Below are 13,065 nucleotides of genomic sequence, written 5' to 3' on the forward strand. Positions count from 1 at the left end.
CCAGTTGTACCAATCGGCCATTGCAGTTGATTGAGTAGGTTGGAGCGTTGGAGGGTTGGAGAGTTGGAGGGTTGGAGAGCATGAGAATTTATTATTGGCGGGTGAGAATTAATAAATGATAATTGATTTTGTAGTGCAAAATTAGTGATTTATGAGGTTTAATGAGAGATTAGAAGCTAGAAATTAGAAATTAGAAATTAGTGGATGAAAGCCAGAAGCTGGAGAATGGAAGTTAGAGCCTACACTATCAATCCCAAAACCCGGTAAATCTAATCTTGAAACTCTTTCCTCAAAACACTCTCTAACCCTAAAACCCTCTTACTCTAAAACCCTCTTACTCTAAAACTCAACAACTCGAAACCCAGACCCCGAAACGCTCCCACGCTCAAACTCTCCCACCCTCAAACCCTCTCACACACAAACTCAGCTCATCAAATTCAAAAATCTAAAACCGAATTCGTATATTTGGAAGATTAAGAAAATTTATGCTAAAAACATCAGTACAGTTCGAGAAAGTTATCAGTCAGTGCCGTGATCTTTTCGGTAAAAAATTACAGGATTATGGTGCAGCATGGAGGGTTTTAAGACCAAGTTCCATTACAGATCAGATTTATATTAAAGTTAATAGAATCCGTACGCTGCAGATGACTGATAAAAAAATGGTGGATGAGAGCGAGGAAGATGAATTTATCGCCATTGTGAACTACTCTATCATTGGGCTTATTCAGCTGGAGAAAGGTCTTTCCAATGATTTCAATGAAAATAAAGAAGAAATTTTAGGTCTGTATGACAAATATTCCAACGAAGCGAAGGCTTTAATGGAAAGAAAAAACCATGATTATGGTGAGGCATGGAGGGATATGAGAATCTCTTCGATCACGGATCTTATTTATCAGAAAGTATTAAGAACTAAACAGATTGAGGACAATCAGGGAAAAACAATCGTTTCGGAAGGGCTTGATGCCAACTATTTCGATATGCTGAATTATGCTGTCTTCTGCCTGATCAAGTTCTCAGAAAAAGAAAATCAATTCGAACCCAAAAATATTTAATATGCTCAAAGGTTTATTACGCTTTATTATTGCTGTTATTTTTATCCTTTCAGGCTTTGTGAAAGCCGTGGATCTGGTAGGTTTTTCTTTCAAAATGGAAGAATATTTTGCTCCTCCTGTTTTCAACATGCCGTTTTTAGAAAAGTTTGCCCTGCTGTTTTCCATTATTGTGGTGGTACTGGAGCTTTTCCTTGGATTTATGATGCTGCTTAAATTAAAGCTTAAATTTACCTTATCTATATTAATAGCACTTTGTGTTTTCTTTGGATTTCTTACATTCTATTCAGCTTATTTCAATGTGGTAACAGACTGTGGATGTTTTGGAGATGCCATCAAGTTTACCCCATGGCAGAGCTTTCTTAAGGATGTTGTGCTTCTTGTAGGACTGATTATCCTTTTTGTTCTGTACAGAAAAGATTTCCGTAAAAAAGATGAGTATGGAATTACTCAGAAAGAGTCTTCCAATACATTCAAATACATCCTTCTAACGGTCTTTTCCCTGGGTATGATTTACGTTATGGCACAAGGAATTATGCATGAACCAATCATTGATTTCCGTGATTATAAAATAGGAACAGATATTAAAGCTGAAAAAGGAAAAATTGAAAAAAATCCTTCCGAATATAAAACTTTTTACTCTCTGAAAAATCAGAAAACAGGAGCTGTTATAAAGGTAAATCAGGATGATTATATCAAAAAAACAGAATACTGGGCAGAAGGTTCTCCATGGAAAATTGAAGAAGGAAAAAATGAATCTGTACTGATCAAAGAAGGTTACAAATCTGAAATCGTGAAATTTAAGATTGAAGATCCTACAGGAATGGAGGTTACGAATGAAATTATCAACGCTCCAAAAGCTGTTTTAGTATTCTCCTACCATCCAAAAGATGTTCCTGCTGATCTGCTTCAGAAGGTGGAAGCTAAAGTAAATACGCAAAAAGGAGCTCTTATCTATGGAATTTCTACTTATCCAAATACTTTTAAAACCATTAAAAATGCCATGATGGACGGAACTGCCATCAAAACCATAGCAAGAAGCAACCCATTTGTACTGATTCTTGAAAATGGAAAAATTATAGACAAACAGCCTGCGAAGGACTACGTTAATTAATTATAAATGATAGAAGGAAGTATTTACGAGAAATAATCGCAGCTCAACTATCAACTATCAACTATCAACTATCAACTATCAACTATCAACTATCAAATTTAAACATACAACAGCTCATGCAAAAATCAAATAAATCAATCGCCGGATATCACTTATTAATGATTCTTTCTTCTGTAGACGGAGAGTTTGCTCCTGAGGAAGGAATGCTGATACAGCAATACATGGCGGATGAATTTCCGTTCAGAATGAATCTTGACAATGAACTGGAGACACTGGCCCTTTTACAGCCTGAAGAATGGAAAGACCATTTTGAATTCCATGCAAGATGTTTCCATGAAGATTCTACAGAGGATGAACGTGTAAAGTTTGTTCAGTTTGCTAAATCACTGATTAAAGCTGATAACAAAGTAACTGAAGAGGAGCATACGTTTTACGTTCTGCTGAAAAATCTTTGGGGATTATAGCATAAAAAAACAAAAAACCATGAAAAAAATTTATCTAGGACTATTAGTAATGAGTGCATCAACATTTCAGTCTCAAAAATTTCCGGATTTGAAAGGTCCTGTTGCAGAAAAGCAGGAACATATCAGAGAAATCCACGGAGACAAAGTCAATGATCCGTATTATTGGATGATTGATTATTTTAAGAAAGGAAAAGATTCTACCAAGGTCGTTGATTATTTAAAGGCCGAAAACACGTATTGGGAAGGCATGATGAAAGACACAGATCCTTTCAGAGAAAAGCTTTTCCAGGAAATGAAAGCCAGAATCAAAGAAAAAGACGAATCTGTACCGGTTTTCAAAAACGGATATTATTATTATAGCCGTACGGAAGCAGGAAAACAATATTTTAAATACTGCAGAAAAAAAGGCAGTCTTACTGCCCCTGAAGAAATTCTTCTGGATGTAGATAAAATGGCAGAAGGTCATTCATATTATGCTGCTTCAGGCTTTAGCATCAGCCCGGATAATACCAAAATGATCTATGGAGTGGATGATATTTCCAGAAGACAATATAAATTGTTCTTAAAAGATCTTTCTACAGGTAAAACGACTGATCTTGGCATTAAAAATACAGGAGGTTCTGCAACATGGGCTAACGATAACAAAACCATTTTCTATACAGAGAATAATCCGGAGACCCTTTTATCTGAAAAGATCAAAAGACATACGCTGGGAACTGATTCCGGTAAGGACGTAACAGTGTATGAAGAGAAGGATAAAACCAATTTTATTTCGGTATATAAATCCAAGAATGAAAAATTTATCCTGATCCACTCAGGGTCTACCACTTCTTCTGAAACAAAATACCTGAATGCTGATCAGGCTGATGGAACATTCAATGTTTTCCAACCAAGAATGAAGAATGTTCTGTATACCGTTACACCACTGGAAGATAAATTTTTGATCAGAACCAATAAAGATGCTCTTAACTTCAAAATTGTAGAAACGCCTTTAGACAAAACAGGTGTTGAAAACTGGAAAGATTTTATTCCGCACAGGAATGATGTTCTGATGGAAGGTATTAATGCATTTAAAAACTATCTGGTTTTCAATGAAAGACAGAACGGGCTTTCTCAATTGTCTGTCTACGATAGAAAAACAGGTAAAAAGGAATTCCTGAAATTCGATGAGCCCGTATACACGGTGTATTCATCAGGAAATCCTGAATATAATACCGATAATTTCCGTTTTGGATATACTTCCATGATCACGCCAAGTTCTCAGTATGAGCAGGATTTGAAAACAGGGAAAAGAACTCTTTTGAAACAACAGGAAGTTCTTGGAGGTTATAACAAAGACAATTATACTACCGAAAGACTTTTTGCTAAGGCTAAAGACGGAACAAAAATTCCGATCTCTATTGTTTATAAAAAGGGATTCAAAAAAGACGGAAACAGTCCACTTCTACTCTACGCTTACGGCTCTTACGGAAGTTCTATGGATGTCACTTTCAACAGCAACAGATTAAGTCTTTTGGACAGAGGTTTTGCTTATGCTATTGCCCATATCCGAGGAGGCCAGGAAATGGGAAGACAGTGGTATGAAGACGGAAAAATGATGAAAAAGAAAAACACGTTTACCGATTTCATTGATTCCGGAGAATATCTGGTTAAAGAAAAATATACTTCACCTAAACACCTGTATGCTCAGGGAGGAAGTGCAGGAGGTCTTTTGATGGGTGCAGTGACCAATATGAGCCCCAATCTATGGAATGGTGTTATTTCACAGGTTCCGTTCGTAGATGTAGTAAATACGATGCTTGACACCAGCATTCCATTGACGACCAATGAATATGACGAATGGGGAAATCCGAACAATAAAGAGGCATACTTCTATATGAAATCTTATTCTCCATATGAAAATATTGAGAAGAAAAACTATCCGAATCTTTTGGTAACAACAGGATTACATGATTCTCAGGTTCAATATTTTGAACCTGCTAAATGGGTTGCTAAACTTAGAGATATGAAAACGGATAAAAATGTATTGTTATTAAAAACAGATATGGCTTATGGCCATGGTGGTGCTTCAGGAAGGTTTGATTATCTGAAGGATCTGGCTTTGGTGTATGCTTTCATGTTTAAACTAGAAGGGATTACTAAATAGAAAGCCTCGCAGATTTTGCAGATAACGCAGATTTATATTAATAACAGAAAATGAAATTTCATATATTATACGAAAGTGTGTTTTCAATGTATATAATCAGTTAGGCCCTGGTTTACTTGAATCTGTATATCAAAAAATACTGATTTACGAACTGGAAGAAAATGGTTTAAGTGTCAAATCTGAAGTAGTACTTCCGGTATATTATGACAATAAAAAATTTGATATTAATTTTAAAATTGACATTTTAGTAGAAGATAAAGTTATTTTAGAACTAAAATCAATAAAAGAGTTAGATAACGTTCATTATAAACAATTATATACTTATTTAAAATTATCTGATAGAAAATTAGGACTACTTATAAATTTTAATACTTCTAATATTTTAGACAATATTAAGAGAGTTGTAAATAACCTATAATATGTAATTAGGTTAAATTAATCTGCTAAATCAAACAAATCTGCGAGAATAAAAAAGAGCCTCGCAGATTTTGCAAAAGAAAAATTAAAAATAAATAAATCTATATTTAAATCTTATGAGAAGAAAAATAGTTGCAGGCAACTGGAAAATGAACAAAAATGTAATTGATGCACAACAATTGATGATTCAGTTACTAAGCTATAAAAACAACAATGCTACGAACTGTGAGGTTTGGATTGCTCCACCTTCATTATATTTAATGATGGCAAAAGACATCTTTGAAAAGGACGAAATCGGGGTATTTTCTCAGGATATGAGTGAGCATGAAAGTGGTGCTTATACAGGAGAAATTTCTGCAGATATGTTAGAATCTATTGATGCTACCGGTTCATTAATCGGACATTCTGAAAGAAGACAGTATCACGGAGAAACAGATTCCCACTGTAACAGAAAAATCAAATTAGCTCTTGACAAAGGTCTTATTCCTGTTTACTGTAACGGGGAAACTCTTGAGCAGAGAAAAGCAGGACAACACCTTGAAGTAGTAAAAAATCAGACTGAAGTAGCACTTTTCACACTTTCTGCTGAAGAAATTAAGAAGGTAGTGATTGCTTATGAACCGGTTTGGGCGATCGGAACAGGAGAAACAGCAACTCCGGAGCAGGCTCAGGAAATTCATGCACACATCAGAAGTATCATCGCTGCAAAATACGGACAGGAAGTTGCTGATGAAATTTCAATCCTTTACGGAGGGTCTGTAAAACCAGACAATGCAAAAGAAATCTTCTCTCAGCCGGATATCGACGGAGGTCTGATTGGAGGGGCAGCTTTGAAACTAGAGGATTTCTCTAAGATTATTGAAGGTTTTAATTAATATTAAAAATAAAAGGTTTCGGATAAAGTCTGTTCCTATTGATACATAAAAACGGCGACATCGAAGATGTCGCCGTTTTTCGTTAAAAAAATCTAATTATTGAATATCGACTACATACATAGTTCCTTTGTCTACTTTACCTGTTTTAGGTAAAATTTTGGCTTTAGGATTTCCGTTTCCATCATCCACTACTCCAAAGTCATCATCATTGAAAACAGCCAGTTTATTATTTCCTAAATAAACAATTCCCTCAAATTTATCATGTTCGTAGCCCAGTTTTGCAACCAGATCTACGGCTAATGTTTTTGAAACAGCTTTTATCCCTGCATTGGTAATTTCATCCCATGAACACTGTTCTAAAGCTTTCCCATTAATTTTCATTCCGTCTACTGCATTGATATCCGCTCCGTTCACATCGGAAGCATTGTTCAGATTGATTCTGTATACTTTTTTTATTCCTCCCTGAGATCCGAAATTTCCGTCTCTTTCTATCACCAGAAATTCATTGTTACTTAATGCTGTAATATCACACACCGAATCAGAAGCCCCACCATCCTGCTTGTATAAAAACTGCTTGGTCTGCCCTGTAATAATATCAAATGTGACAATTCTCGTTAAAGTAGTATTGGTAGCCAATGTTTTACTAGGAACAAACATCATCGATTGCATTGTACCTACCAATGTTCTCCCATCCGGAGTTATACAAAGTCCTTCCATTCCTCTGTTGGCTCTTCTTTTCGCTAAAACGGCAGGCAACTTTCTTGGTCCGGTATTTACACCTATCGGGCTTATTCTTTCCATCTCCATCCCGTCAGCACTATAATGTACGATGTGCGGTCCATATTCATCAGAAACCCAGAATGTACCATCAGCAGCTGCCACAATACTTTCACTGTCTAATCCATATTTATCTGTTCCTAAAACATTTCCGGATGCATCATAGGCTATTTCCCCTGTACTTCCCATTCCGACAGGGTTTGGAAGTCCTGTAATAGGTTGTCCTGATGGATTTTTAAGTTTAATATATTTGATCACCTCTACATTTCCATCAGCATTGATTTTAAAATGCATAATGGTAGGCGTAAAATTAGGAGCAAGAAATTTTTTCCCGTTCTGGAAATCGGTATTAGGTCCTCTGTCTGTAATGACATAGAATTCGCCTTTTCTTGTAGGATGAGCGGCTGCTCCGGAACCAAATCCGCCATTAATGACATCTACTCCGTTTATGGTAGCCAGTTTTGTAAAGGGAAATTCCTGTGGTAGTTTGGAATAATTAATATCCTGATTAATTATTGTGGTATCATCATCACTTTTACATGAAGCCAATACTGCCAGCACTACAACAGACAATAGTAATTTTTTCATATTCACTTTTATGGCTGCGAAAATAGAGATTGATTATAAACTGATGTTGAATATAATAATAATTGTATTTTAACAATGGAACTACAAAATGAATTGAATATAAACAGAAAAAACAGAGAGTTTAAAGGCGAAAACCCAATAATCTTATTTAATCATTAATTAATTTGAAAATAGATTTTTGGGACATCCGAAAAAAGATACAACATGCGCAGATCTTCAATCTGTATCAGAAATCGAAGATTTGACGCAGCCAATGACTGCGTCTTTTTTATGAGGACATGGAAAACCACCCCGTCAAAAATTCTTTGAATTTTCGCCACCCCTCCAAAGGGATGGGAATTCTTACGTCTTCAGCTGAGAATATGGTCTGGATTGTAGATTTTCTCTGATGTATTTCTTCATTAGTGATGGTGGCTGGATTCCTACGGAATGACAAACTGTATGGATAATACATTATTCCAATTGTGTCATTCGTGGGAATCTAAACAGTCAATACAGTTTAAAATCCAAAATTAATTCAACAAAAAAACCGCACCAAATTAGTGCGGTTTCTTATGATTTTACAATCAATTATTTTTTCTCTGTAGATCTTTGTAAAACCTCATCTACCATCCCGTAACCTTTAGCTTCTTCAGAAGTCATCCAGTAATCTCTGTCAGAAGATTTTTCTACCCACTCGTAAGTTTGTCCTGAGTGGTGACCAATGATTTCATAAAGTTCCTGCTTCAGTTTCAGCATCTCTCTCAAGTTGATCTCCATATCAGAAGCAACTCCCTGAGCACCTCCTGAAGGCTGGTGAATCATTACTCTTGAATGCTTAAGCGCAGAACGTTTTCCTTTTTCTCCTGCAACCAATAATACAGCTCCCATTGAAGCAGCCATACCCGTACAGATTGTTGCTACATCCGGCTTAATGATCTGCATCGTGTCATAAATACCTAAACCTGCATAAACACTTCCACCAGGAGAGTTGATATAGATCTGAATATCTTTTGACGGGTCTGCGCTTTCCAAGAATAAAAGCTGTGCCGTAACGATATTTGCCACCTGATCATCAATACCTGTTCCCAGGAAGATAATTCTGTCCATCATCAGACGGGAGAAAACGTCCATCTGAGCAACGTTTAATCTTCTTTCTTCCATGATGTACGGAGTAAGATTCGTTGGGCCATACATTCCCATATACTGATCGGTAACCAAACCGTTGTTTCCTAAATGTTTTACAGAGAAATCTCTGAAATCCTTTTTAATGTCCATATTTCTATTATGTATTATTTTTATATTATTCTCAAAGTTTAAATTACAATATTTATTCCTAAAATTTTATAGGACTTTTTGTCACAGAATAGTAAAAAAACTGACTTAAAAACTATCTTCTCCTATCTCCATAGATCCCTTTGATAGGTGAATATTCGATGATATTACTCAATCGCATCGAAGCCTGTTTCAATAAGGTAATTTTCTTGATAAGCTCATAGTACTTTACTTCATCACTATCCCTGTACACGTCTAGCTCTTTATCTGTTTCTGTGATTAAGTAATCAATATATCTGTATTTATGCAATAAAACATCTCCCTGGATCTGATCTGCCACTTTATCCCCGTAATTGGGAGGATAAATATTTCTGGAAGCCCAGTTTTCAAGATCATCCAAAGGAATCAAAGCATCCACAACCTTTGTGGTAATCTCTTCATCCATAAAAGATACAAAAAAGTTTCCACTTCTGAGCTCATCTTTCTGAATTCCTTCCCTCACCTGAGTGATAATGATTTCATTGCCTTTGACTAAAAATGCATACTGCTCTTCTTCAAAATGATGAAGAATTTCCTCAATGACTGTAATCTGATATTCCTCACCTTGTTCATTTCTACGTTTCAGAATAATATCCCCAAATGCCAGCATGTGTTCAACAAGTTTATTCTCCATAAACAGCACATCAAATAGGAAAGGATCCTCTTTTTCTTTTTCCAGAGGAACAATTTCCATCTTCGGAGCTGCTGCTTTTTCCTTCTGCTGTTGCTGAACATGATGGGTCTGATTCTGTGTAATCTGCTTCTGAACATCAAGCTCATTGAAAAGACTTTGCTCAGAAAGTCCGAATTTATTGGAAACCTCCTTAAGGTAAACTTCTCTTTTCAGTGCATTCTGTACAAAGGAAACAGATTTTACGATATCCCTTATCGCTTCTGCTTTTTTAATAGGGTCATTGCCAACATCCCTCAACAGAATTTCCGCTTTGAAGTCGATAAAATCCATCGCTTCATTTTCTATATACTTTTCTACATATTCCTGCGGATGTTTTCTTGCAAATGAATCCGGATCATCTCCATCAGGGAAAAGCAATACACGGATATTCATTCCTTCAGTCAGCAGCATATCAATACTTCGGAAACTGGCTTTGATACCGGCATTATCACCGTCAAAAAGAATGGTTACGTTTTCTGTAAGTCTCTTAATCAGCTTGATCTGCTCCGTTGTCAAAGACGTTCCGGAACTGGCCACCACATTTTCAATTCCAGACATATGAAGTGAAATCACATCCATATATCCTTCCACCAAAAGACAACCGTTCTTTCTTAAAATCGCCTGCTTACTTTGGTTTAATCCATAAAGAACATTGGATTTATGATAAATCTCCGTTTCCGGCGAATTGAGGTATTTTGCAGTCTTAACATTATTTTTAAGAATCCTTGCCCCAAAACCCAAAACCCTTCCGGAAAAACTGTGAATAGGGAAAATCACACGTTCCCTGAAGCGGTCTACTCCTGCAGGTGTATTTTCAGGGAAAATAGAAAGTCCGGACTTCTCAAGAATATCTTTGTTATATCCTTTTTCCAGCGCATAAGCAGTAAAGGCATTCTTCTTTTCAGGAGAATATCCCAGCTGGAACTTTCTGATAATATCGTCCTTAAGCTCTCTTTCTTTAAAATAAGAAAGACCTATACTTCTCCCTTCCTGATCATCCCAAAGAATTTCCTGGAAATAAGTATTGGCAACCTCATGAATTTTATATAAAAGATCTTTTTCGGTCTGTGCATTCTTTGCTTCTTCAGAAATTTCACGCAGATCCTCTTCAATTTCAATTCCATACTTTTTTGCCGCATGGCGAAGGGCTTCAGGATAAGTAAAGTTCTCAATTTCCATCAGGAAAGAAATTGCGGTTCCTCCCTTTCCGGTTGAGAAATCCTTCCAGATCTGTTTGCTTGGTGAAACCACAAAACTTGGAGATTTTTCTTCATGAAACGGACTGAGCCCTTTAAAGTTAGACCCTGCTCTTTTCAACTGCACGTATTCACCCACAATCTCTTCAACGCGGATCGTGGAGAATATTTTATCAATGGTCTGTTTGGAAATCATGCTGTAAAATTAAGTATTTTTATGGAGAAGTTGGATGAGTTTGAGAGTTAGAGGGTTTTAGGGTTAGAGAGTGTTTGAGGAAAGAGTTTCTACGGTTACCTCGTGTTGGGGTTTGATAGTGTGGGCTCTAACTTCCAGCTTCTAGCTTCTAACCACTAATTTCTAATTTTCAGCTTCTAATCTCTCATTAAAAACTCATAAATCATTATTTTTGCAAAACAAATTAGCATATGCAGTTCACTATACATACAATCGAAGACTGGCAGGAAGTTGTTGATAGCATCATTCCGGAATTAAAACATAATATCCTTTTATTAAAGGGAAATCTGGGAGCCGGGAAAACTACTTTTACACAATTTCTGCTTAAAAATATGGGCAGCAAAGATGAAGTAAACTCTCCTACTTATTCTATTGTGAATGAATACAATACTGAAAAAGGAAAAGTATATCATTTTGATCTTTACCGCTTAAAAAACATTGAAGAAGTCTATGATATCGGGATTGAAGAGTATCTGGACAACTCTTTTCTATGCATTATCGAGTGGCCGGAAGTGTATGAAGAGGAGCTTTACGGTCTCAACTATCACACAATGAGTATTGTGAACACGGGTGAAAACAGAGAAGTTTCATTCGATTAAATATTATGTATCTTTGCTCATTAATTGAGTGTAAATAACAATCTGTAAGACATAATTTAATTTAAGGATGAGTACAAATATTTTTACTCCTTTCACAGAAGAAGAATTAATGCCGAAAGAGGAAAAATTGGAGGTTATTAAAAAGGGGAAACAGTTTAGTATTGGAATTCCTAAAGAGACCTGTCTCAACGAAAGGAGAACCTGCATTACTCCTGACGCCGTACAGGTGTTGGTAGAACACGGCCATGAGATCATTATAGAATCCGGGTCCGGGGAAGGTTCGTTTTTTACAGATTTACAATATTCCGAATCAGGAGCAAAGATCACTAATGATCCTAAAGAAGCTTTCGGGCAGGATCTTATTCTGAAAATCAACCCTCCTACTGAAGACGAAATTGAGTATATGAAACCTAATACTTATCTGGTTTCGGCACTTCAGATCAACCTTAGAGACAAGGAATATTTCTTAAAGCTTGCAGAGAAAAAAATAAATGCCATTGCTTTTGAATTTATCGTTGATGAATACAAACAGCTGGCACTGGTAAGATTAATCGGGGAAATTGCAGGAACTGTTTCTATTTTATATGCTTCAGAGTTATTGGCTTTATCAAACGGATTAATGCTTGGAGGGATCACAGGAGTGAGACCTGCAGAAGTAGTGATTCTTGGAGCCGGAATTGTAGGTGAATTTGCTACGAAAGCTGCCATTGGCTTAGGAGCCAGCGTAAAGGTTTTCGATAACTCTCTATCAAAGCTGAGAAGACTTCATACGATTGTTGACAGCCGTGTACCGACTTCCATTATTGATCCTAAAGAACTCAGCAAAAGCTTAAGACGTGCTGATGTAGTGATAGGAGCTCTTCCAAGATTGAATATGACGCCTATCGTCACTGAAGATATGGTGATGAAAATGAAAAAAGGAAGTGTCATTATTGATATTACCATAGATAACGGTAAAGTTATTGAAACGTCAGAGCTTACTACCATGGAAGATCCTTATGTCATCAAACACGGTGTTATCCACTGCGGACTTCCGAACCTTACCTCAAGAATGCCGAGAACCACTACGAAGGCAATCTCGAATTTCTTCCTTTCCTATATTTTAAATTATGACGAAGAGGGCGGCTTTGAAAACATGCTGATCCGCAAAAACGAAATGAAGCAGAGCTTATATATGTACAAAGGAAGACATACCAAGAAGATCATCTGCGACCGTTTCGGACTTACGTACCACGATATCAATCTTTTAATTTTCTAATGAAAAAACTGAAATTTTATGCAATAGGCTTCATTCCGGGGCTTTTACTTGTATTTTTTATTTTAAACAAAAAAGGGGCAAGCTGCAGCGGCTATTTACCTAACAGCCGTGTCATTGCTGAAAGTCTTTCCAAAGAATTCAAATATTCTGAAGAAGCTAAAAATGCAATGGCAGCCTACAAGATTGATGAGAAGTTTATAAAAGACAGTATCATTACCAAAGGGAAAGTAGATTTTGACCGCAGCCATGCACAACAGAAACCTTGTCCAAGCTATCTTTTAACCTATCCTGAAAAAAATCCGTCTTACGAAATCACTTATGAAAAATGTGAAGAAACAGTGATGGTAAACGGTCTTAAAAAGCTTAAATAGTTTTAATACC

12 protein-coding genes are annotated in these 13,065 nt (G+C 36.4%); 9 read left to right on the top strand and 3 right to left on the bottom strand.

The features are described 5' to 3' along the window. Window positions 1–485 precede the first annotated feature (485 nt). From SFA27_RS16295 to tpiA, 6 genes are all read left to right on the top strand, one after another. Window positions 486–1,052 carry a DUF1599 domain-containing protein gene (locus tag SFA27_RS16295; RefSeq protein WP_047377066.1) on the top strand — a complete coding sequence of 189 codons (567 nt, stop codon included), beginning with the start codon at window positions 486–488 and terminating at the stop codon, window positions 1,050–1,052. A 1-nt stretch (window position 1,053) separates the two neighbouring features. Continuing rightward, window positions 1,054–2,163: a BT_3928 family protein gene (locus tag SFA27_RS16300; RefSeq protein WP_407293556.1), complete on the top strand. Its 1,110-nt coding sequence runs from the start codon at window positions 1,054–1,056 to the stop codon at window positions 2,161–2,163. Window positions 2,164–2,279: 116 nt separating this feature from the next. Next, window positions 2,280–2,627: a TerB family tellurite resistance protein gene (locus SFA27_RS16305; protein ID WP_264518526.1), complete on the top strand. Its 348-nt coding sequence runs from the start codon at window positions 2,280–2,282 to the stop codon at window positions 2,625–2,627. A 19-nt stretch (window positions 2,628–2,646) separates the two neighbouring features. Further along, window positions 2,647–4,773 carry a S9 family peptidase gene (locus SFA27_RS16310; protein ID WP_407293558.1) on the top strand — a complete coding sequence of 709 codons (2,127 nt, stop codon included), beginning with the start codon at window positions 2,647–2,649 and terminating at the stop codon, window positions 4,771–4,773. 40 nt (window positions 4,774–4,813) lie between these two features. After that, on the top strand, window positions 4,814–5,191 hold the full coding sequence (locus SFA27_RS16315) for a GxxExxY protein (RefSeq protein ID WP_081995483.1): 378 nt from the start codon (window positions 4,814–4,816) through the stop codon (window positions 5,189–5,191). A 115-nt stretch (window positions 5,192–5,306) separates the two neighbouring features. Then, window positions 5,307–6,065: a triose-phosphate isomerase gene (tpiA, locus tag SFA27_RS16320; RefSeq protein ID WP_047377070.1), complete on the top strand. Its 759-nt coding sequence runs from the start codon at window positions 5,307–5,309 to the stop codon at window positions 6,063–6,065. A gap of 96 nt (window positions 6,066–6,161) precedes the next feature. On the opposite strand, the gene SFA27_RS16325 is transcribed toward tpiA, so the two are convergent. From SFA27_RS16325 to dnaG, 3 genes are all read right to left on the bottom strand, one after another. Then, entirely contained in the window at window positions 6,162–7,430 is a 1,269-nt protein-coding gene (locus tag SFA27_RS16325) for an esterase-like activity of phytase family protein (protein WP_047377071.1), read from the bottom strand. Window positions 7,431–8,000: 570 nt separating this feature from the next. Further along, on the bottom strand, window positions 8,001–8,687 hold the full coding sequence (clpP, locus tag SFA27_RS16330) for an ATP-dependent Clp endopeptidase proteolytic subunit ClpP (protein WP_034726592.1): 687 nt from the start codon (window positions 8,685–8,687) through the stop codon (window positions 8,001–8,003). A 112-nt stretch (window positions 8,688–8,799) separates the two neighbouring features. Next, complete coding sequence (dnaG, locus tag SFA27_RS16335; RefSeq protein ID WP_407293562.1) at window positions 8,800–10,788, bottom strand: DNA primase; 1,989 nt, start codon at window positions 10,786–10,788, stop codon at window positions 8,800–8,802. A 230-nt stretch (window positions 10,789–11,018) separates the two neighbouring features. On the opposite strand from dnaG, the gene tsaE reads away from it, so the two are divergent. The 3 genes from tsaE (at window position 11,019) to SFA27_RS16350 (ending at window position 13,055) form a co-directional block, all read left to right on the top strand. Next, window positions 11,019–11,426 (top strand): tRNA (adenosine(37)-N6)-threonylcarbamoyltransferase complex ATPase subunit type 1 TsaE, encoded by a 408-nt coding sequence (tsaE, locus tag SFA27_RS16340; protein WP_047377073.1) that lies wholly within the window; start codon window positions 11,019–11,021, stop codon window positions 11,424–11,426. 67 nt (window positions 11,427–11,493) lie between these two features. After that, the gene (locus tag SFA27_RS16345; RefSeq protein WP_047377074.1) at window positions 11,494–12,684 is read left to right on the top strand and encodes an alanine dehydrogenase; all 1,191 of its coding nucleotides are present in this window, start codon (window positions 11,494–11,496) and stop codon (window positions 12,682–12,684) included. Continuing rightward, window positions 12,684–13,055 (top strand): hypothetical protein, encoded by a 372-nt coding sequence (locus SFA27_RS16350; RefSeq protein ID WP_264518532.1) that lies wholly within the window; start codon window positions 12,684–12,686, stop codon window positions 13,053–13,055. Before SFA27_RS16345 ends, SFA27_RS16350 begins: the two co-directional genes overlap by 1 nt. Window positions 13,056–13,065: the final 10 nt, after the last annotated feature.

The sequence above is a fragment of the Chryseobacterium sp. HR92 genome (genome assembly GCF_045689405.1).
GTDB classification, from domain to species: Bacteria; Bacteroidota; Bacteroidia; order Flavobacteriales; family Weeksellaceae; genus Chryseobacterium; species Chryseobacterium viscerum_A.